This is a genomic window from Xanthobacter albus (genome assembly GCF_043194895.2).
Classification (GTDB): domain Bacteria; phylum Pseudomonadota; class Alphaproteobacteria; order Rhizobiales; family Xanthobacteraceae; genus Xanthobacter.
The window spans coordinates 1,380,467-1,400,404 of the sequence record NZ_CM195532.1; the positions used below are offsets into that span (position 1 = coordinate 1,380,467).

General features: G+C 72.2%; 20 protein-coding genes. 7 read left to right on the forward strand and 13 right to left on the reverse strand.

Going from position 1 to position 19,938, the window contains the following annotated elements; all coding sequences use genetic code 11:
- Positions 1-780: a hypothetical protein gene (locus V5F75_RS06215; RefSeq protein ID WP_394033590.1), complete on the forward strand. Its 780-nt coding sequence runs from the start codon at positions 1-3 to the stop codon at positions 778-780.
- A 59-nt stretch (positions 781-839) separates the two neighbouring features.
- Here V5F75_RS06215 and V5F75_RS06220 read toward each other — a convergent pair whose 3' ends face one another.
- Positions 840-1,832 carry a DMT family transporter gene (locus tag V5F75_RS06220; protein WP_394033591.1) on the reverse strand — a complete coding sequence of 331 codons (993 nt, stop codon included), beginning with the start codon at positions 1,830-1,832 and terminating at the stop codon, positions 840-842.
- 86 nt (positions 1,833-1,918) lie between these two features.
- On the opposite strand from V5F75_RS06220, the gene V5F75_RS06225 reads away from it, so the two are divergent.
- Positions 1,919-2,809, forward strand: coding sequence for a LysR substrate-binding domain-containing protein (locus V5F75_RS06225; RefSeq protein ID WP_394033592.1), 891 nt, complete (start codon positions 1,919-1,921; stop codon positions 2,807-2,809).
- 7 nt (positions 2,810-2,816) lie between these two features.
- Here the strand turns inward: V5F75_RS06225 and V5F75_RS06230 are convergent, their stop codons facing one another.
- Positions 2,817-3,758: a glucokinase gene (locus tag V5F75_RS06230; RefSeq protein WP_394033593.1), complete on the reverse strand. Its 942-nt coding sequence runs from the start codon at positions 3,756-3,758 to the stop codon at positions 2,817-2,819.
- A 347-nt stretch (positions 3,759-4,105) separates the two neighbouring features.
- Between V5F75_RS06230 and V5F75_RS06235 the strand changes: the two genes are divergently transcribed.
- The 3 genes from V5F75_RS06235 to V5F75_RS06245 all read left to right on the forward strand — a co-directional run bounded on the left by V5F75_RS06235 (position 4,106) and on the right by V5F75_RS06245 (position 6,787).
- Entirely contained in the window at positions 4,106-4,825 is a 720-nt protein-coding gene (locus V5F75_RS06235) for a Tim44/TimA family putative adaptor protein (protein ID WP_394033659.1), read from the forward strand.
- A 100-nt stretch (positions 4,826-4,925) separates the two neighbouring features.
- On the forward strand, positions 4,926-6,191 hold the full coding sequence (gene mltA, locus V5F75_RS06240; RefSeq protein ID WP_394033594.1) for a murein transglycosylase A: 1,266 nt from the start codon (positions 4,926-4,928) through the stop codon (positions 6,189-6,191).
- On the forward strand, positions 6,188-6,787 hold the full coding sequence (locus tag V5F75_RS06245) for a Smr/MutS family protein (RefSeq protein ID WP_394033595.1): 600 nt from the start codon (positions 6,188-6,190) through the stop codon (positions 6,785-6,787). The genes mltA and V5F75_RS06245 overlap by 4 nt, the downstream gene beginning before the upstream one ends.
- A 247-nt stretch (positions 6,788-7,034) precedes the next feature.
- On the opposite strand, the gene V5F75_RS06250 is transcribed toward V5F75_RS06245, so the two are convergent.
- The 7 genes from V5F75_RS06250 to proB form a co-directional block, all read right to left on the reverse strand.
- On the reverse strand, positions 7,035-7,664 hold the full coding sequence (locus tag V5F75_RS06250) for a tetratricopeptide repeat protein (protein ID WP_394033596.1): 630 nt from the start codon (positions 7,662-7,664) through the stop codon (positions 7,035-7,037).
- Between the two features lie 202 nt (positions 7,665-7,866).
- The gene (ykgO, locus tag V5F75_RS06255; RefSeq protein ID WP_012114086.1) at positions 7,867-7,992 is read right to left on the reverse strand and encodes a type B 50S ribosomal protein L36; all 126 of its coding nucleotides are present in this window, start codon (positions 7,990-7,992) and stop codon (positions 7,867-7,869) included.
- Between the two features lie 146 nt (positions 7,993-8,138).
- On the reverse strand, positions 8,139-8,621 hold the full coding sequence (gene rlmH / locus V5F75_RS06260) for a 23S rRNA (pseudouridine(1915)-N(3))-methyltransferase RlmH (RefSeq protein ID WP_394033597.1): 483 nt from the start codon (positions 8,619-8,621) through the stop codon (positions 8,139-8,141).
- A 35-nt stretch (positions 8,622-8,656) separates the two neighbouring features.
- On the reverse strand, positions 8,657-9,091 hold the full coding sequence (gene rsfS, locus V5F75_RS06265; RefSeq protein ID WP_394033598.1) for a ribosome silencing factor: 435 nt from the start codon (positions 9,089-9,091) through the stop codon (positions 8,657-8,659).
- A gap of 109 nt (positions 9,092-9,200) precedes the next feature.
- Complete coding sequence (locus V5F75_RS06270; protein ID WP_509212172.1) at positions 9,201-9,788, reverse strand: nicotinate-nucleotide adenylyltransferase; 588 nt, start codon at positions 9,786-9,788, stop codon at positions 9,201-9,203.
- 159 nt (positions 9,789-9,947) lie between these two features.
- Positions 9,948-11,246, reverse strand: a complete 1,299-nt coding sequence (locus V5F75_RS06275; protein ID WP_394033661.1) for a glutamate-5-semialdehyde dehydrogenase — start codon at positions 11,244-11,246, stop codon at positions 9,948-9,950.
- Between the two features lie 230 nt (positions 11,247-11,476).
- On the reverse strand, positions 11,477-12,619 hold the full coding sequence (gene proB, locus V5F75_RS06280) for a glutamate 5-kinase (RefSeq protein ID WP_394033599.1): 1,143 nt from the start codon (positions 12,617-12,619) through the stop codon (positions 11,477-11,479).
- A 210-nt stretch (positions 12,620-12,829) separates the two neighbouring features.
- On the opposite strand from proB, the gene pdeM reads away from it, so the two are divergent.
- Positions 12,830-13,528, forward strand: a complete 699-nt coding sequence (pdeM, locus tag V5F75_RS06285; protein ID WP_394033600.1) for a ligase-associated DNA damage response endonuclease PdeM — start codon at positions 12,830-12,832, stop codon at positions 13,526-13,528.
- Between the two features lie 20 nt (positions 13,529-13,548).
- On the opposite strand, the gene V5F75_RS06290 is transcribed toward pdeM, so the two are convergent.
- Positions 13,549-14,112, reverse strand: coding sequence for a DUF1036 domain-containing protein (locus tag V5F75_RS06290; protein ID WP_394074291.1), 564 nt, complete (start codon positions 14,110-14,112; stop codon positions 13,549-13,551).
- Positions 14,113-14,323: 211 nt separating this feature from the next.
- Between V5F75_RS06290 and V5F75_RS06295 the strand changes: the two genes are divergently transcribed.
- Positions 14,324-14,590: a DUF2312 domain-containing protein gene (locus V5F75_RS06295; protein WP_393987821.1), complete on the forward strand. Its 267-nt coding sequence runs from the start codon at positions 14,324-14,326 to the stop codon at positions 14,588-14,590.
- Between the two features lie 290 nt (positions 14,591-14,880).
- Here the strand turns inward: V5F75_RS06295 and V5F75_RS06300 are convergent, their stop codons facing one another.
- The 3 genes from V5F75_RS06300 to V5F75_RS06310 form a co-directional block, all read right to left on the reverse strand.
- Positions 14,881-16,344 carry a peptidoglycan L,D-endopeptidase MepK gene (locus tag V5F75_RS06300; protein WP_394033602.1) on the reverse strand — a complete coding sequence of 488 codons (1,464 nt, stop codon included), beginning with the start codon at positions 16,342-16,344 and terminating at the stop codon, positions 14,881-14,883.
- A 440-nt stretch (positions 16,345-16,784) separates the two neighbouring features.
- Positions 16,785-19,001 (reverse strand): L,D-transpeptidase scaffold domain-containing protein, encoded by a 2,217-nt coding sequence (locus V5F75_RS06305; protein WP_394033603.1) that lies wholly within the window; start codon positions 18,999-19,001, stop codon positions 16,785-16,787.
- A gap of 91 nt (positions 19,002-19,092) precedes the next feature.
- On the reverse strand, positions 19,093-19,869 hold the full coding sequence (locus V5F75_RS06310) for a response regulator (protein WP_394033604.1): 777 nt from the start codon (positions 19,867-19,869) through the stop codon (positions 19,093-19,095).
- Between the last annotated feature and the right edge of the window lie 69 nt (positions 19,870-19,938).

Below are 19,938 nucleotides of genomic sequence, written 5' to 3' on the forward strand. Positions count from 1 at the left end.
GTGCTGCTTCCGGCCGCCGTCACGACGGGCGGTGAGGCGCGCGCCGGCGCATGGACCCTCGAGGGCGGCCGTGGGCAGGCGATCGCGCAGAGCGCAGCGGTCCATTCCTCCTCCGAGTTCGGTCCCTCCTCCCACCTCTACGACAGCCGCCCCTACGACAAGGTGGAGGTGACGCTGGTGCTCGAATACGGCCTCACCGACTGGCTGACGCTGATCGCCGCGCCGCAATTCCTCTCCGTCGCCCTGGGCGGCGCCGATCCCTCCTCGTATGACGGCCTCGGCTATACGGACGTGGGCGGGCGCGTGCGGCTGTGGCAGCAGGAGAATATGGTGGTCTCGGCGCAGGTGGTGGGGCGCTTCTCCGGCACCGGCGGCGCGCAGAGCGCGGCGGCGGTGGGCTACGAGGACCCGGAGCTGGACCTGCGCCTGCTCGCGGGCCTCTCCTTCACCTTGTGGGACCGGCCCGCCTATCTCGACGCCCAGCTTGCCCAGCGCATGCGCTTCGGCGACCCGCCGGACGAGCTGCACCTGGACCTGACCCTGGGCGTGCGCCTCGCGGAGCGCTGGCAGGCGCTGGCGCAGTCCTTCAACGTGGTCTCGGAGGGGGCGGGCGAGGGGCCCTACTTCGATGCCTCCTACGCCTACTACAAGCTCCAGCTCGGCGCCGCCTATGACTGGAGCGCGGCGATGACGCTGCAGGCATCGGTGGTGACCACCTGGCTCGCCCGCAACGCGCCGCTGGAGAACGGCCTGGTGTTCAGCGCCCTCTACCGTTTCTAGAGCATTTTCAAGCGAAGTGGCTTCCGGTTCGCGTGAAGAAAATGCGTCAACTCAAAGATTTAGAGACTGTCTCCGGTTTCATGACGTGAGGACATCCTCTGAGGCGGCCGCTCGCCGGCGGTGACGAGGCGGATGCCGAGCGCGATGGGCACGATGCCCAGGAGGTCGAGGGGCGGCACGCTCTCGCCCAGCAGCAGCCAGCCGAACAGCAACCCCAGCGGCGGCATCAGGAAGTGCAGGGCGCTGGCGCGGGTGGCGCTGGAGCGGTTCAGGATGAACAGCCACAGGCTGAAGGCCCCCACCGAGGCGCCGAGGGTGAGGTAGAGGAACGATACCGCCAGCGACGGCGTGAGATGGATGCGCGCGGGGTCTTCCAGCGCCAGCGCGAACGGCACCAGCACCAGCCCGCCGGCCAGCGCCTGCACGCCGCTGCCCAGCACCAGCGTGCCCGCCGGCAGCCGCGCGCGCTTATAGGCGAGGGTGCCGGCGGTGAGCGCCACCAGCGCCGCGAGCACGAACAGCGTCCCCACCGGGTCCTCATGCCCGCCGCCGAGGCGCGAGCGCAGCACCAGCGCCACCCCGGCGAAGCCCAGGAGCAGGCCGGCGAGCTTGCGCCCCGTCATCCGCTCGCCCAGCAGCGGCGCGGCGGCGAGCGCGGTGAGCAGCGGCGTGGCGCTCACCACCACGGCCGTGAAGCCGGAGGAGACGGTGGTCATGCCCCAGTAGGAGAAGCCGAGGTAGGCCGCGTTGTTGAGCACGCCGATGCCGGCGAACAGCGTGAGCACGCGCCAGCCCACCCGCCGCAGGGCGCCCATGGCCGCGCAGGCGGCCAAAAGAACGCCCCCCGCCAGCAGGAAGCGCGCGGAAAGCAGCAGCAGTGGCGGGCAATCGGCCAGCGCGGTCTTGGCGGCGGCGAAGGCGGAGCTCCAGACGAGGCAGAACAGCACGATCAGCACCAGCGTGCCGTCGATGCTGAAGCCGGGGGCGAGGGAGAAGGACAGTGGCCGGTTCATGGCGGGCTCGCGGATGGTGCTGGCCTTCAGCAATCGCATGGCGGGCATCCATTGAGAAATTCGATGTTTTGATGTTGAGTATCGGAAACCTGAATGCTTGGCGTCTCCGGGCGCGGGAGCGCGGCATGTTCGATCTCGATCTTCTCAAGGCCTTCGTGAGCGTGGTGGATGCCGGCGGCTTCACCCGCGCCGGCGAGCGGGTGCATCGCACCCAGTCCACCGTGAGCCAGCAGATCCGCAGGCTGGAGGAGCAGGCGGGCCGCGAGCTGCTGGTGCGCGGGCCGCGGGCGGTGAGCCTCACCGCCGAGGGGGAGCGGCTGCTCGCCTATGCCCGGCGCATCCTGGCGCTGAGCGCGGAGGCACGGGCGGCCCTGGCCGATGGCGGGGCGGGTGTGGTGCGGCTCGGCATTCCCGAGGACTTCGCCCTGGCGGCGCTGACTGGCCTCGTGGCCGATTTCGCCCACCGCCACCCGGCGGTGCGCCTTTCTGTGCGCTGCGCGCTGAGCTGCGAGCTGGCGGCCGATCTCGACCGCGGCGACCTCGACATCGCCCTCATGAAGCGCGACGGCGCGGGGGCTGGGGGCGCCGCCGGCCGGGCCACCGCGCGCGCCACCTGGCCGGAGCGGCTGGTGTGGGTCGGCGGGCCGGCGGCCCCGGCCGATCCGGCGGCGCTCGATCCGCTGCCGCTGGTGGCCTTTCCCCAGGGGTGCCTCTACCGCAACCGGGCGGTCCATGCGCTGGAGCAGGCGGGGCGCGACTGGCGCATCGCCTATGAGAGCCCGAACCTCATCGGCGTCTCGGCGGCGCTGGCCGGGGGGCTCGGCATCGCGGTGCTGGAGCGGCGGGCGGTGGCGCCCGGCCATCGGGTGCTCGACGCGGCCGCCGGCCTGCCGGCCATCGCGCCCACGGAGCTTGCCCTGTGCGTGGCGCCGCGCGCGCCGGCTCCGGTCGAGGCGCTGGCGGATGCCGTGGCCGCCTTCTGCGACCGCGAGGCGGGACTGCGCGACGCGGCCTGAGCGCCCCTCAGCCGGGCTGCAGCAGCCGGCGGCCGAGCCGGGCCGCGCCCAAAAGGCCGGGCGCCGCATGGGTCACCACCTGCACCGGCACCTGGGCGAGGCGCTCGCCATAGGGCGGGTGGTCCTCGAAGGCGGTGCGGAACGGGCTGTCGGCGAACAGGGGGGCGAGGCCGCGCCCGAGGCCCCCGCCCACATAGACGCCCCCGAGCGCCTCGAACGCGAGGGCGAGGTCGCCGAGCACCCGCCCCAGCACGCGCAGGAACACGGCGCAGGTTTCCTTCTCGCTCGGCTGGCCGCCCAAGGCCGCCTTCACGATGGCGTGGGCGGAGAGGCGCTCGCCGGTGAGGATGCGGTGCATGCGCACCAGCCCGCCGCCGGAGAGCACATGCTCCACCGCCACCGGCCCCATGTCGCGCACCATATGGGCGATGAGGCGGGCCTCGTCGGTGGTCACGGCGCCGAAGCGCATGTGCCCGGCCTCGCTCGGCAGCACGTCGTGGCCGCCCTCGCGGGTGAGGATCAGCGCGGTCCCGAAGCCCGTGCCCGGCCCGCATACCAGCCGTGGGCGCCCCGCCGCGGCGCGCCCCACGCCCACCGCCAGCAGATCATCCCGCCCGAGCTGCGGCACCGCATGGGCGAAGGCCACGAAATCGTTGAGCACCTCCACCCGCTCGAGGCCCAAGGCGGCGCCCAGCGCGGCGCGGGAGAAGCGCCACTCCCGGTTGGTGAGGCCCACCGCGTCGCCATCCACGGGCCCGGCCACCGCCAGCACCGCCCCCACCGGCTTTTCCCCTGATGCGGCGGACAGATAGGTGCCGAGGAGATCCTGCGCCGAGGCATAGGAATCGTTCGCCTCCAGGCGCACGTCGAACGGCACCCCGTCGGCGCCGCTGCGCGCGATGCGGGTCGTCGAGCCGCCGATGTCTGCGATGAGGACGGTGGGGGCCATGGGCGCGGTCCGGCTTCGTGAACGGGGCGCGCAATCTAAAGCATTTTGCCGCGCCCGGTATCGTCTTGCGCGGGGTGCGGCGATGGTGCCCCGCGGTCTCTTTTCCGCCTTCAATCTCACCGAGAAGGGCGCGGGCGGCAAGGTGGCGTCGTCGCCCTGCCTGCCGTAAGGTGCAGCAAATATGTGCGCCATCGGCCGGAAGGGACTGGCGGGAAGGGCGGTGCTGCGTACATAAAGCGGCGAGGCCCCTTCCGCGATGCGGCGACATCGGGCGGGTGGAACTCGCGATCGAGGCAACCAGGCGTGGCGGCGGTGCCGCTGCGCCGCAGGCATGGCGAAACGCAGTGATCGATATCTACACGATCATCTTCCTGGCCCTGGCCGTGTTCATCTTCGTGCGGCTGCGCAGCGTGCTGGGCCAGCGCACGGGGCGTGAGCGGCCGCCTTACGATCCCTATTCCCGCGACACCGCGCGCCCGCCGCAGCCGGCGCCCGACAACGTGGTGCCCCTGCCCGAGCGCAACACCGTGAACCCCGGCGTGCCGCAGCCCGTGGGCGACGACGAGGACGAGGCGCCCAAATACCGTTGGGAAGGCGTGGCGCCCGAGGGCAGTCCCGCGGCCGCCGCCCTGGATGCGATCGCGCGCATCGAGCCGGACTTCGACGCGAAGCACTTCCTCTCCGGCGCCAAGGCCGCCTACGAGATGATCGTGACCGCCTTTGCCAATGGCGACCGGCGGACCTTGAAGGATCTTCTCTCCAAGGAGGTCTACGATAATTTCGCCGCCGCCATCACCGAGCGGGAGAGCCGGGGCGAGACCATGGAATCGCGCTTCGTCGCCATTTCCCGCGCCGATCTGGAGCAGGCTGTGGCACAGGGCGCGACGGCGCAGCTCACGGTACGCTTCGTCTCGCAGCTCATCTCCGTCACCCGCGGGCGGGACGGCGGCGTGGTGGACGGCAGCCCGGACACGGTGGCGGACGTGACCGACGTGTGGACCTTCGCCCGCGAGCTGGGCACCCGCAATCCCAACTGGAAGCTCGTGGCCACCGAAGCGGCGCAGTGAGGCGGCGATCGTGGCGGCATCGAAGGATCGGCAAGGGACTTCAGGCGGCGGGCGGCGCGGGGAGCGCCCAAGCCGGCGCATGCCGGCGGGCGCAGGCCGGATGCTCGCCGTCGCGGTGCTGGCCAGCCTCGGCTTCGCCGCCGGTGTCCGCGCCGCGCCGGCGCTGATCGTGGCTGCCCCGGTGGAGCCCATGGCGACGCCTGACATTCCCGGCGCCCGCTTGGTGCCGGTTCGCTTTTCCGACCTCAAGGGCTGGAAGGACGACGACCTCGCCGCAGCCTTCCGCGCCTTCCGCGCGAGCTGCGGTGCCCTGCGCGCGCCGCCGGCGGCCGGCGCGCTGCCTTCGGCCGACACGTTGGTCCGCGGCCTGCTCTCCGCCTGCGCCGCGGCGGATGCCCTCGGCCTGGAGCACCCCTCCCGCGAGGTGGCGCGGCTGTTCTTCGAGCTCAATTTCCGCCCCTACCGCGTGATGCCGGACACCCACCCGGACGCCTTTCTCACCGGCTATTACGAGCCCGAGGTGGAAGGCGCGCTGGAGCGGGGCGGCGGCTTCGAGGTCCCGGTCTACGCCCGGCCGTCGGATCTCGTCATGACCGCCGGGGTCGCGGCCAATGGCGGCGGCGCGATGCGCATGGAGAACGGGCGGGAGGTGCCTTACTACGACCGCGCCGAGATCGAGGACGGCGCCCTGAAGGGGCGCGGGCTTGAGCTCGTCTACCTCAAGGACCCGGTGGACCTGTTCTTCATGCAGATCCAGGGCTCGGGCCGGGTGCGGCTGCCGGGCGGGCGGGTGCTGCGGCTCAATTACGACGGCTACAACGGGCAACCCTACACCCCCGTGGGCAAGCTGCTGATCCAGCGGGGGCTGGTGTCGCGGGACGAGATGTCCATGGAGCGCATCCGTGCCTTCATGGAGCAGCACCCCGACGCCGGGCGGGAGCTGCGCCGCGAGAATCGGTCCTTCGTGTTCTTCAAGGCGCTCGAGCTGTCGTCCGAGGAAGGCGCCATGGGCGCGCAGGGCGTGTCCCTCACGGCCGGGCGCTCCCTGGCGGTGGACCGCCGGCTGCACACCTTCGGCTCGCCCTTCTTCGTGGAGGCGGTGCTGCCGCTGTCCGCCCCCCGCGCGGCGGACGCCTTCCGGCGGCTGATGATCGCCCAGGATACCGGCTCCGCCATCGTCGGGCCGGGGCGGGCGGACCTGTTCTTCGGCGCCGGCGCGGAGGCGGGGGCGGTGGCAGGTCGCATCCGCCATCGGGCGCAGCTCGCCTTGCTGGTGCCGCGTTTCGCCGAGCCGGACCTGCCGACCGGGAGCGTGCCCGAGCAGAAAGCGGCAGGGGCGGGCGCGGCCGAAGCCGGCCGCCCATGAGCCGGCGGGGGCGCCGCCGCCTGCTGAGCGCCGAGGAGCGGGCATTGTGGGCACTCGTGGTCCGCGAGGTGAAGCCCCTGAAGCCGGAGTCCCATCCGCATTCTCCGGAGGAGGGTGTCGCCACCGCTCCGGGCGCGGCGGGGAATGCTCCGGCGGCCACGTCCGCCGCCCGCGCCAGGTCCGCGTCTCCCCAGGTGGCTCCCCCCAAGGCACCGCCGCCAAAGCCGCCGCTGCCCCTCGCGCCATTGGAGCCGAAGGCGCGCCGCCGGCTCGGGCGCGGCGCGGAGGTGGATGCGCGCATCGACCTGCACGGCCTCACCCAGGCGCTGGCGCATCGCCGCCTGCGGCTGTTCCTCATGGAGGCGCAGGCGCTGGGCCACGCGGTGGTGCTGGTCATCACCGGCAAGGGCGATCCCGAGGCTATCGGCGGCGCGCATTTTGGGGAGGGCAGGGGCGTGCTGCGGCGGGCGGTGCCGCATTGGCTGGCGGAGCCGGATCTGCGCAATGTGGTCCTGGGCTTCGAGGCGGCATCCCGCCGTCACGGCGGCGAGGGGGCCCTTTACGTGCGCATCCGCAGGCGGCGCGGCCTGGATTGACGTGGGGCGTAGGCAGGTCCGGTGTGATCGCGCGGTCGATCGCGCCGCGGAGTGTCCCCCGTCGCGCGGAAGTCTGGCGGGGGAATGTACGGCGGGACAGGGGTTGGAATGGCGCCGGCGCGGCTGGGCCTGCCTGGGGCGTCCCAGAACATTTTCAAGCGAAGCGGGTGGCGGTTCGCGTGAAGAAAATGCGTGATCTCAATAATCTGGGGCGGCTGTTGCCAGTCGATGCGAGCGGAAAACGCCCCTAGATCTCCCGGCCCTCCACGGTGACCACGAGCTGGCCTTCCAGCTCCTTCGCGCCCTCGAAGCGGGGGTTGACCTCCAGCGCCTTGCGCGTGGCCTCCAGCGCCCTTTTGTCGTCGCCGATGTCGCGCAGGATCAGGGCGAGGCCGTAGAGCATGGGGAAATGCCGCGGCTCGCGGGCGAGCACCTCGCGGATGTCCGCCAGCGCCGGCCCGTAGTCGTCGCGCATGTAATGGATGGTCGCGCGCTTGGAGAGGGCGCCGATGTCGTCCGGGTCGATCTCGATCGCCTGGCCGAGAATCTTCAGGGCGAGGTCGTACTGCTTGGCTTCCAGCGCCACGCTGGCGCGCGCCATCAGCAGGTCGACGCTGGTGCTGTCGGTGGTGTTGAAAAGGCGGTCGAGCCGCTCGCTGATGACCTTGGCGCTGCGCTCGTCGGGCGCGACCTTCAGGGCGGCGAAAAGCGCTTCGAGCTGGGTGCGCTTGTCCTTCGGCGTCTTGCGCGGAGAGCGGGGTGCAGTTCCGTCGGGTACGGCTGGTGCCGCCTCTTGGGCTCCGGGCTGGCCCGCAACGTCCTCTCCGGCTGTCAGCGCCCATGCCGGGCCGTGGCCGAAGACGAGAGCCGCGAGCATTGGAAATGCCGCGATGCGCAACGCATGCCGTCGGAAACGGGAAGAGGGCCCGGAAGGGCGCTGGGCGGGCGGCGTGGAGACGGCACTCATGGAAGAAGTGTCGGACGTGACGCCCGTTTCGTCAACGGCGCCGCGGCGCTTGGGCCGCGGCCGCCTTTCACGTTCCGGCGAAGGCCCGCCGGAACGCATCGGCGCGAGCGCCTCAGCCCTGGCGGGCCTTGTAGCGCTTCTGGGTCTTGTTGATGATGTAGACGCGGCCCTTGCGGCGCACCAGACGGTTGTCCCGGTGGCGACCGAGCAGCGACTTGAGGGAATTGCGGATCTTCATGACACTCGCCTTCGGGCCGACCGCGGCGCGCATGCCGCGCGGCTCGTCGACACTCTGCTGATGGATTGAGCCGGCGTGATAAGCGGCGGCGGCGCCGATGTCAATGCGTCCCGCGCCCTTCCCACCTCCTTGCCGGGTCGTCGCCCTCACGCACGGTGATAGGGGTGCCCGGCGAGGATGGTCACCGCGCGGTAGACCTGCTCGGCCAGCATCACCCGCACCAATTGGTGGGGAAAGGTGGCGGCGCCATAGGCCACGAGCCGGCCGGCACGGGCCCGCACGCTATCCGCAAGGCCGTCTGCACCGCCGATGATGCAGGCGAGCGCCGACGTGCCCCCGTCGCGCAGCGCGCCGAGGTGAGCGGCGAAATCCTCGCTGGTCAGGTTCCGTCCGCGCGGATCGAGCACGACGAGCCCGGCACCGGGGGGCAGGGCCGCGAGAATCGCCGCGCCCTCCTCGGCCATGCGGTCCTCTGCGCGGCGGGCGGACGATTCGGCGATCTCCACCATGTCCACGGCGGTGAAGCCCAGGGCGCGCCCGGCGGCGCGGGAGCGTTCCAGGTAGCGGGCGACAAGGTCGCGCTCAGCCCCGGCCTTCAGCCGGCCGACGCAAAGGAGAACGAGGCGCACGTGCGTTCAGCCTGGAAACGGTCGCCGCGGCGCGTTCAGGGGCGCGGCGTGCCGGACCACATCTTCTCGATGTTGTAGAAGGCGCGGACCTCCGGCTGGAAGACGTGGACGATCACGTCGTTCGCGTCGATCAGCACCCAGTCGCAGGCCGGCTGGCCTTCCACGCGCACATGCTTGATCCCGGCTTCCTTGAGCGCCTCCAGGAGGTGCTCGGCGATGGCGCCCACATGCCGCTGCGAGCGGCCGGAGGCGATCACCATGAAGTCGGCGATGGCGGTTTTCCCGCGCAGGTCGATGGAGACGATGTCCTCGGACTTGTCGTCCTCCAGCTTGGCCTGGACGAGGGCGAGAATCTCCTCGGGCTGGAGATGACCGTCGGAGATCGTGGCGGGCGGCGTCATCTGGTCGTTTGCCTCAGGGCTGGTCGCCAGAACGGCCGCCTGGACCGTGGCCTCTTGGGCCGAAGCCATTGTGGACAGGGGTCCATATCCTCTCAGGTTGAAGGCGCCGGGCGCACGTGCCGCAGGCGCGAGCATTAGAATGTCGGAAAATCAACGAATTTTCAAGGGTCGCGCGACCTCACCCCCCGCCGGGCACGGAGCCGAGGCGCCGGGCGGCGCGGATTCCCGTTGAAGATACGGGGGATTTCAGCCCGTGGAGGAACACCCAGGCGGGCGGGGCGAGGTCCGCCAGCACGGTGGCGTCGCTCTCCTCGATGCGCCAGCGCTCCAGCGCCCGCGCCGCCGGGGCGGCGGTGGCGGCGAGCGACTGGCCCATGCGGTCCACCACCGCCACGGGCACCCGCTCGGCGATGGCGCGCCAGCGCTGCCAGCGGTGGAACTGCGCGAGATTGTCCGCCCCCATGATCCACACGAAGCGCACCTTCGGCATCCGGCGCGTCAGCGCCGCGATGGTGTCATAGGTGTAGCGCACGCCGAGCGCGGCCTCGCAGCCGGTGACGTCGATGCGCGGATGGTGCGCGACCCGCCGCGCCAGCGCCACCCGCTCCTCCAGGGATGGCAGCTCGCGGTTGTCCTTCAGGGGGTTGCCGGGCGTCACCAGCCACCACACGCGGTCGAGCTGCAGGCGCCTCAGCGCCAGCAGGCTCGCCGCCCGGTGCGCGCCGTGGGCGGGATTGAAGCTGCCGCCCAGCAGGCCGACGCGCAGCCCCGGCGCCGCAAGCGGGATGCGGCGCGCGTCGCGGGCGCAGGGCGTCTCGCCCTCCGCCCCGCCGGCGCGGCACGGCGGCATGGTGGCGCCGGCCTGCAGGAAGGGGGCGCTCGCCGAAGCGCGGCTCACGGGCGGCTCCCGATGCTCAGGCTGCGGTCACGGGCGGGTCTGGCCGGAGCCGTGGATGCGGTACTTGAACGAGGTGAGCTGCTCCGCCCCCACCGGCCCGCGCGCGTGCATGCGCCCGGTGGCGATGCCGATCTCGGCGCCGAAGCCGAATTCCCCGCCGTCGGCGAACTGGGTGGAGGCATTGTGCAGTACGATGGCCGAATCGACCTCCGCCAGGAAACGCTCTGCGGCGGCCTGGTCCTGGGTCACGATGCAGTCGGTGTGGTGGGAGCCGTGCCGCTCGATGTGGGCGATGGCGGCGTCGAGCCCGTCCACCACCTTCACCGCCAGGATGGCGTCGAGATATTCGGTGTCCCAGTCGCTTTCGGCGGCGGCCTCCACGCGCGGGTCCACCGCCTGCACCGCCGCGTCGCCGCGCACGGCGCAGCCGGCGTCGAGCAGCATCTCCACCAGGGGCTTGAGATGGGTGCCGGCCACCGCGCGGTCCACCAGCAGCGTCTCGGCGGCGCCGCAGATGCCGGTGCGGCGCATCTTGGCGTTCAGCACCACGGTCTTGGCCATGTCGAGGTCGGCCGCCTTGTCCACGAACACGTGCACGATGCCGTCGAGGTGGGAGAAGACGGGCACGCGGGCATCGGACTGCACCCGCGCCACCAGGCTCTTGCCGCCGCGCGGCACGATCACGTCCACCGCGCCGCCGAGCCCGGCCAGCATGTGGCCGACGGCGGCCCGGTCCGGCGTGTTCACGAACTGCACCGTGTCCTCCGGCAGGCCGGCCGAGGCGAGCCCGGCCACGAACGCCTTGTGGATGGCGCCCGACGAGGCGAGGCTGTCGGAGCCGCCGCGCAGGATGACGGCGTTGCCGGCCCGCACGCAGAGCGCGGCCGCATCGGCCGTCACGTTGGGCCGGCTCTCGTAGATGACGCCGATGACGCCGAGCGGCGTGCGCACGCGCTCGATGAGCATGCCGTTGGGCCGGGTCCAGCTTTCGGTCACCTTGCCCACGGGATCGGGCAGGGCGGCCACGGCCTCGATGCCCTCGGCCATGGCTGCGATGCGCTCGGGGGTCAGGGTCAGGCGGTCGAGGAAGGAGCCGGTCATGCCCTCGGCCTTGGCGCGGGCGACATCCCCGGCATTGGCGGCCAGGATGTCGGCGCCGGCCGCGCGCACGGCGGCGGCGGCGGCGTTCAGGGCGCGGGTCTTGGTCTCGGCGTCGGCGAGGGCGAGGGCGCGGGCGGCGGCGCGGGCGCGCCGGCCCATCTCCAGCATGGCCGCCTCCAGCTCCGCCGGCGGCAGCGCCCGCTCCGCGGAAGCGGCGGCGTTCATGCGTGCGGCGGAGGCGGTGGCCATGGGTATCACTCTCTATAGAATCGGGTTCCGGGCGCGGGTGTCGGACGTGCCCGGAACGATCTGTATCATGTCGGGCGACAAAACCGACATCAACCGACAACAATCGGCACCGCGCGTGCTGATCTTCGCTTCCGAGATGGGCGGTGGCACGGGCCGTTGCCAGGCGGGGGGAAGCGCCGCCTGTTCACGAACGTGTCACGCCGGTATCACTCGACGCCGAGGGCCATGTCGTCCCGGTGCACCATCTCCGAGCGGCCGGAGACGCCCAGCAGTTCCTCGATCTCGGCTGTGGAGCGGCCCATGATGCGGTGCGCGGTCTGCGAATCATAGGCGACGAGGCCGCGCCCCACCTCCGCTCCGTCAGGCCCGCGCAGCACCACCGCGTCGCCCCGGTCGAAGGCGCCCTCGATGCGCTTGACCCCGGCGGGCAGCAGGCTGGCCCCGCGCCGCAGGGCGGCGACCGCGCCGTCGTCCAGGTGGAGCGTGCCGTGGGGCTCCAGCGCGCCGGCGATCCAGCTCTTGCGCGCCCGCACGGGATTGGCCGAGGTGAGGAACCAGGTGCAGCGCCCGCCCTCGCGGATGCGCTTCAGCGGGTTCTTCACGTGGCCGGTGGCGATGACCATGTGGGTGCCGGCGGAGGTGGCGATCTTGCCGGCCGCGATCTTGGTGCGCATGCCCCCGCGCGAAAGCTCGGAGCCCGCTGCCCCCGCCATGGCCTCGATCTCGGCGGTGATGCGCGGCACCACGGGAATGTGCGCGGCGTTCGGGTCCTTGGCCGGCGGCGCCGTGTAGAGCCCGTCGATGTCGGACAGCAGCACCAGCAGATCGGCGCTCGCCATGGTGGCGACGCGGGCGGCGAGGCGATCGTTGTCGCCGTAGCGGATCTCGGAGGTGGCGACCGTGTCGTTCTCGTTGATGATGGGCACGGCGCGCAGGTCCATCAGCCGCGCCAGGGTGGAGCGGGCATTGAGGTAGCGCCGGCGCTCCTCGGTGTCGCCCAGGGTCAGCAGCACCTGTCCGGCGTTGATGTCCTCATGGGCGAGTGCCTCGGCCCAGGTGCGGGCGAGGGCGATCTGGCCCACGGCGGCGGCGGCCTGGCTGTCCTCCAGCTTCAGCGGCCCGGCCGGCAGGCGCAGCACCGTGCGGCCGAGGGCGATGGCGCCGGAGGACACCACCATCACGTCGCAGCCGCGCCGGTGCAGGGTGCCGATGTCCTCCACCAGCGAGACCAGCCATGGCAGGCGCACCCGGCCCCGGTCGCGGTCCACCAGCAAGGCGGAGCCCACCTTGATGACGATGCGGCGGAAATCGGTGAGGGCGGGCGGCGTGGCGTGGTCCAGGGAGGCCATGGTGCGGGAACCGGAAAGGCGCCGGGGCGGGCGGGGCCGCATCCGCCGGCGCGGGGGACAGCGCCGCGCAGGGCGGGCCCTGGGGCGGGGCACCTCATGTGCCTGCGCCCAGGGCATAGGCCATCGGGTCGGAGGAATTCAAGCCCGCCCGGCGGCCCCTTGGCATGAGCGGGCCTTGCCTGGGCGCCCGCCTCCGGCAAAATCGCGCCCATGCTCGCGCGCGCCGAATCGGCCCCCCTTTCCCTCACCGCCATCGGAATCTCCGGGGCCGAGCTGCTGCTCGATCCCTCCGGCGCCGCCGTGTGGGTGGAGGAGCGGGTGCTGATGGTGGCGGACATGCACCTGGAGAAAGGCTCCGCCTTCGCCCGGCGCGGGCAGATGCTGCCGCCCTTCGACACCATCGACACCGTCGCCCGGCTGGAGCGCCTCGTCGCCCGCCACCGCCCGCGCATCCTGGTCGCGCTTGGCGACAGCCTGCACGACCGCTGGGCCGGCGAGCGGCTCGACGCCGGCATCCGCGCGCGGCTGCGGGCGCTGGCGGCGGCGGTGGAGGTGGTGTGGATCGCCGGCAACCATGATCCCGCTCCGCACGGGCTCGGGGGCGCCTGCATGGAGATGCTGGCCCTCGGCCCGCTGCGCCTGCGGCACGAGCCGGAAGAGGGGGCCGCCGCCGGCGAGGTCTGCGGCCATCTTCACCCGACGGCGCGGGTGGCGGCACGCGGGAGATCCATGCGGCGGCGCTGCTTCGTGACGGATGGCGCCCGGCTGCTCATGCCCGCCTTCGGCGCCTACGCCGGCGGGCTCGACGTGGGGGAGCCGGCCATTTCCAGCCTGTTCGCCCGGCCGTTCGAGGCGCACCTGCTGGGTGCGGAGCGCACCTTCCGTATTCCGCTGGAGCGGGCGGGATAGGGCATCTGCGGCTGGCAGGGCTATTGGGGCTTCGGGCGGAAGTTCGGCGGCGCGGACGGGGGAAGAGGCGGGTGCGCCTGGGCCTGGGCCGGGCGTGACTGCCCGCCCTCGGTGAGCTGCACGGTCCAGGATTTCTGCTCCTGGGTGTCCACCTCGAAGAAGCCGGTGCGCTCGAAGCCGCGGGCGAGGCAATCCTCCGCGCCGCGAATGGTGAATTCCTTTTCCCGCGTGCACATGGGCGACTTGCCCGACCATTCGCCGCCCTGGTCGTAGTCCACCGCATAGAGATAGTAGAAGCGGGCGACCAGATCGCCGCGCAGCAGCGTCTCGCAGCTGTTGGCGGCGACGTTCCACCAGCCCTCGGTGGCCCAGGTGTCCCCATCCTTGTAGCCCACCGCGACGCCGACGCGGCTCTGGGTGCGGTTGCACAGGCGGAAATCGGCGTGGGCGAGGCTGGGGGCAAGCGCGAGGCCGAGCACCAGCGCGAGGCCGAAAAGCGGCGCCGATCGCGCCGTGCGGGCGCGGCCGGTCCGGCTCGGTCCGGTGCGGTCAGGGGCCGTCATGCGGTCGGGACAGCGAAACATGGAGCAGGCTGTGTGCCTTTCATCGCGCGATCCGTCAATGGCCGGCGGGCGGAAGGGGTCTTGTCGCCGCCGATCGCGGCAGCATGGCGGCGTTTTTGCGGCGCCGGCGGCAGGGTTCGGCGCCGCGGCGTGGAAAGCGGGGATCGATCCTTGACGCGGGCGCCATGGGGGGCCTCTATCATCGCCCGATCAGATTGAGGAGACCTGCCAGGTGGCGGAAGAAGACGTGTCGGATGCCCCCGCGGGCTTCGCCAAGGAACAGCTCAAGTCCTTCGTCGAGCGCATCGAGCGCCTGGAGGAGGAGAAGAAGGCGATTTCCGACGACATCAAGGACGTGTTCGCCGAGGCCAAGGCCAACGGCTTCGACGTGAAGGCCCTGCGCGCCATCCTGAAGCTGCGCAAGGAAGACGCGGACGAGCGCAAGGAGCTCGACGCCATCGTCGAGCTGTACTGCCAGGCGCTCGGCATCTTTCTCTGACGGTGCGCCGCCCGCGCGTGCCATGCCCCCGGCGCCGCAAGGCGGCCGGGGCGCACGCGCGTGGGCATGCCCATGGCGCGGAGCTTCCCACCGCCTGAACCCTGATGCGGCTGTGCCGCGGCGTTCCGAAGGGCGCGCGCCGGGCCTGCGCCCGAACGCGGAAGCGCCCGCCGGGCGCCCGCTCCAGGCAGAAGGCTCGTGAGCCGTTCTGGAACGGCTTTCGGCCAAGCCCGCGCGGCTGAGCCAAACCCGCCCGGCCCCGGTCGAAAGCCGGGACCGATGGGCTTGGCTCACATGCGCTGGTTGAGGGCGTAGGCCGGGGCGCGGAACACGAAGGTGGGCACGTCCGCCACCGAGGTGCCGCTGAAGCTCGACTTCAGGCCGAAGCTCGCATCCCGCGAGAAGGCCAGGGCCACGGCCTGGGTGGGCGGCGCCATGAAGGACGTGAAGACCCGCAGCTCCGGCGGCCGCAGGTACAGCTCGGTCGACAGGCTGGGCGACAGGAACAGGCGCCCGAAAGCGATGGCCTGCACCGGGCGGGCGCGCTCGCGCGGGCGCCGTGCGGTCGATATCTCGGCAGCGGCGGGCGCGCGGGCGGCGATGGGCGCCGGGCCGAAGACGTCGCCCGCGGCGGCATAGCCCAGGGCCTCGGGGCCGGGGCGGTCGGTGCCGCGGGTAATGACGGCGGGCAGGGGGGCCGCGGCCATCTGGCTGCGGGCCTGGGCTTCCGCCGGGCGGCGCTGGGGCAGGGGCGCGAGCAGCGCCGCGCTGGCCACCTGCTGGGTGGCGAGGGCGCCGGCCATGGCTTCCGCCGGCCGCGCCTGCGGCAGCGGGGCCGCCTGGGCGACGCGGGGCGCCGGCGCTGCGGCGCGCTCGGCCGGGGCGGGCGCCTCGGTGGCCTCCTCGGCGGAGGCCTGGGCCACGGCGGTCTCGCCCGGCCCTTCCTCGTCCTCCGCATCCTTCTTGCCGAAGAAGCCCGAGAAGAAGTTCTTCATGCCCCGCCCGGAATCGGCGGAGGCGACGGCGACCCCGGCATTGGAGCCGCGGGCGCGGATCTCGGCCAGCGCCTCGGCGTAATGGGCCAGGGGCTTGCCATCGGTGGGCACGTGCACCGTCTTGCCATCGGGGAACACGCGGGCGAGCTGGTCGTGGGTCATGCGCGGCCAGTGGCGTACGCTGCCGGTGTCCATGTGCACGAAGGGCGAGCCGGAGGTGGGATAAAAGCCCACGCCGCCGCGCTGCAGCCGCAGGCCCGCGACCCGGAGGTCCACCAGCTTCACGCCGGGGATGTAGAAATCCATGGCCTTGCCCAGCATGTGCTGGGAGAATTTGGCGACGCCCCGGCTGCGCGAGCGCAGCATGGCGTTGGTTTCCGGCGAGCGGTACGCGCTCACGATCTGGATCGTGGAGGTGGCGTCGGTCTCGCGATAGACCTCCCAGACGATGTCGAAGAGGTGGGGGTCCATCTTGGTGGGCTTGTCGTTGCGCCAGTCGCGCAGGAACCAGTTCAGCTTCTCCAGGGTTTCCTGGTCATAGCGCCCGTCCTTCTTGAAGGTGAAGGTGCCCGTCTCACCGCGATGGCTGTGGTGCAGCGTGAGGGTGCGCGTGTCGCCGTTGGCGATCGCGTTCTGGAGCGAGGTGGAGCCGAAGACCAGGAGCGCGACGCCGATGGCGGAGGCGCGGAGCGCGCGCGCGCCGCGGCGCAGGGGACGGGTGAGGACCGAGGGAACGGTCGAAGCGGAAGTCCTGGCCAATGTCGCGAACCCGGGGCTCTGGTTTCGAAGACGCCGCGGCGAACCGCGACGCTAACGGAGTCTTGCCGGGTTAGGTTAAGGGTGAATTGACACCCGCCCCTCCCAACGCTTGGCACGCGCGGCGGTCACGCCGTCGTGACCACGCCTGTGCCGCTTTGGCTAGAGGCGGAACATGGCGAAAACGTGCTGGAAGCTGGCGCGTGGCTGTGGCGGGAGTACCATAGGCAAGCAAGGCCGGCTGTTGTTCGCCTTCTCGCAGTGCGGCATGTTGGCGCAATTCACGGGCATCGGCGCGCGGGAGGGCTCCGTAAGCTACGTCGCCGCGCATTGTTTTTGCTGAATAAATTTGTCTTTCCGCAGGTGACCAAGCGGAATGTCATGTGCGGCTAAAACCGCGCCGCCGCGCTTCGCGGCCGCGCGGGTGCTGCTCCAGGGCCGAATCAGCGCCGGGGCGTTGCGCCGCTCTCGGCGATGCGCCGCTTGGCGGCATCGAGGCCGAGCCGCGACTTCACCTCGGCATTGATGCCGTAGATGTCCTCGTGCGTCTCCAGCCGGCCGGCGTCGTTCACGAAGGTGGTGAAATAGACCACGTGCACCGGAATGCGTTGCTTCAGGGTCACGTAGCGCTCCTTGCCGCCGAACATCTTGCCGATGCGCTGGGCGGTCCAGCTCTCGCCCGGCAGGCCGATGTTGAACAGCACCTCGCCGAATTCCAGCGGGTCCTGGACACGCATGCAGCCGTGGCTGAAGGCCCGCTGCTCGCGCGCGAACAGCGTCTTGGAGGGCGTGTCGTGCAGGTAGACCGAATGGTCGTTGGGGAACATGAACTTGATGCGGCCGAGGGCGTTCCGCTCGCCGGGGGACTGGCGGAAGGTGTAGCCGCCGGAGCCGTTGCGCACCACCTCGATGCCGCGCCGCGACAGGGCCTCGGGGTCCGAGCGCAGGAGGGGCATCATCTCGTTGCGGGCGATGGAGGGCGGGATGTTCCAGGCCGGGTTCACCACCGCGTAGCGCATGTCCTGGCTCAGCAGCGGGGTGGGCGTCTCCTTCTTGCCCACCACGATGCGGGTCTCGTGGATGACCTTCTCGCCCTCGTGGACGCGGGCGACGTATTCGGGGATGTTCACCCACACGTAATAGGCGCCGAGGTCGCGGGGCAGCCAGCGCCAGCGCTCCATGTTGGCGATGATGTCGGCTTTCGCCTCCACGCCGGGCGCGGCAGGGGCACCCCGGTTGAGGGCGGCCACCGTGGTGGCGCCCACCACGCCCGTGGGCTTCAGCCGCACGGTGTCCTGGAACGCCTTCACGGCGCCGACGAGGGCGTCGTCATAGGTGAGGTCGCCCGGCATGCCGGAAAGGCCGAGGCGGGTGCGCAGCGCGGGCACGCGGGGATCGCTGTCGCCGGGCTTCAGCAGGCCACCGGAGGGGATGACCACCTGGGCGGTGGTGCGGGGCCGCGCGCTTTCCGCCAGCTTCGCCTTCAGCGCCTTGTAGCCGGCGTGGGGCGGGTTGAAGGCGGCGAGGGCGGCGTTGACGTCTCCCGCCTGGGAGAGGGCGGCGAGCACGGCGCCGGGATCGGGGATCTCGCGGGTGGGCGTCACCAGCGCGGAGATGCGGCTCGGCTCGAAGCGGCCTGCCTGGGCGTGGCGGGCATAGGTGAGAGCGGCCACGGCGAGCCGCAGCTCGGTGGCGGCCAGGGTGGCGGCATCGGCGCCGCGCGGCGGGGTGGCGACCGCATAATCGGCGGGGTCGAGCCCGTCATCGCCGGCGGCGGCGAAGCGGGCGAGCGCGGCCGCGCCGCGCGCATTCACGCCCCGCTCGTCCACGAACACCGGCAGGCCCAGGCGGGCACCATAGAAGGCGGTGAGCGCCTCGGTCTCTTTCTTGGTGGCGCCGAGGCCGGAAGGTTCCGCGAGCTGCACGGCGACCGCCTCGGCCACCGGCGCCAGCGGGCCCGAGGGCGCGGCGGCGATGGCCGGCGTGCCGGCGGGGGCCTGGGCGTTCGTGGCCGGGCCCGAGGAGGCGGGCGTCGGGGCGCCCTGCGCCGTGGCCGGTGCCGCCGGAGCGGGGGAGGTGGGCGCCGATTCGGCGGCGCGCGGTGCGGCTGCCGGAGCCGTGGGCTCGGCATGCGCGGGCGCGCTCGCCTGGCTCGCCGCCGGCGCGAGGGGCGCGGCGTCACGCGCCTGGGCCGGAGCCGGCGGCGTGCTCGCGGGGGAGGAGGAAGAGGAGAGGGGCGCGGCCGGGGAGGTCGCGGCGCGGGCCGGCGGCGCGCTCTCGCCGTTGCCGGCGGCATCGATGCCGCCCGCCACGGGCCGGGCCGGCGCATGCTCGCCGCTGCCGGCCGCATCCACGCCACCCGCGATGGCGGCGGCGGTGCGCCGGGGCGGGTCGGTGGTGCCCATGCCGGCATTGGTGGTCACGGGAGCGGCGGGGCGCGGGCCGTTCAGCAGCGCGCGGGCCGAGGCGGCGGCGGGGGACATGGCCTGCGGCGCGTCGGCAGGTCCCGCCTGCGCCGCGGGAAGCCAGGAGAGGGCAAGCGCAAGACCGGCAAGGCTCACGCCGAGCGTGTGGGCGAGCCGGCGTTCCTTCGCGCGGCTCCGCATGGCGTACCGGCGTGCCGTCCGCGTCTCCACGTGCTCCTCGACCTCCATGGTCATCTCCTCGCCGCTGGCCCTTGTCATCTGGTGCCGTGCCGTAGGTATCCGATCAACTCACAACCGCGCGCCGCGCGGCGTTTTCGTGAGCTTGTCACTCAGCGGCAACAAACAGGGCTGCAATAGGTTCCATATTCGGGGGTGGCCGGGTGCCGTCATAGGCGGCGAGCCCGAGCCGTGAAAGCTTGCGATAAAGGGTGGAGCGGCCGATGCCGAGCCGGCGCGCCACCTCCGTGAGCCGGCCGTCGTAATGGGCGCAGGCGAAGCGGATGGCCTTCTCCTCGATCTCCTCCAGCGGCCGCACATGGCCGCCGCGATCCACCCATGGCGCGGGCGCCGCCGGCGGGTCGCAGGCGGGAGGCGCCTCGGGCCGCTCCCCCACCAGATGGAGGACGGGGCGGCGGCCGCTGCCGGCCTCCACCGGGGTGATTCGGGCCTCCCCGGCGAGCGCCTCGGCCCTCTCCGGCGACGCCTTCTTCGGCATCGGCGTCCCGGCTGCCGGCACGTTGGCGAGGGCCATGGCGTTGGCGAGCGCAACCTGCAGTCGCAGCGCGCCGGCCGGCTTCACCACGAAATCCCGCGCGCCGGCGCGGATGGCCGAGGCCGCGGTGTCTATGCCCTCGGCGGTCACCGCCGCCACCACCGGTACGCGGATGCCGCGCGCCTTCATGGCGCCGAGCACGCCCATGCCGTCGAGCTCCGGCAGCACCAGATCGAGCAGCACCACGTCGAACGCCATGCGTTCCATGAGGGCCAGCGCCTCGTCCCCATCGCGGGCGAGGGCGGCGTCGTAGCCCAGGAGGTGCACGGCCGATTCGAGTCGGCGCGCTTCCACGGGGTCGTCTTCGACCAGCAGCAGCAAGGGTTTCATGGGATTCCGGCGTGGTGCGAACATACCCAGATTGGGCGCGTTTGGTTAAGCAAGTCTGAGCTTCACGCA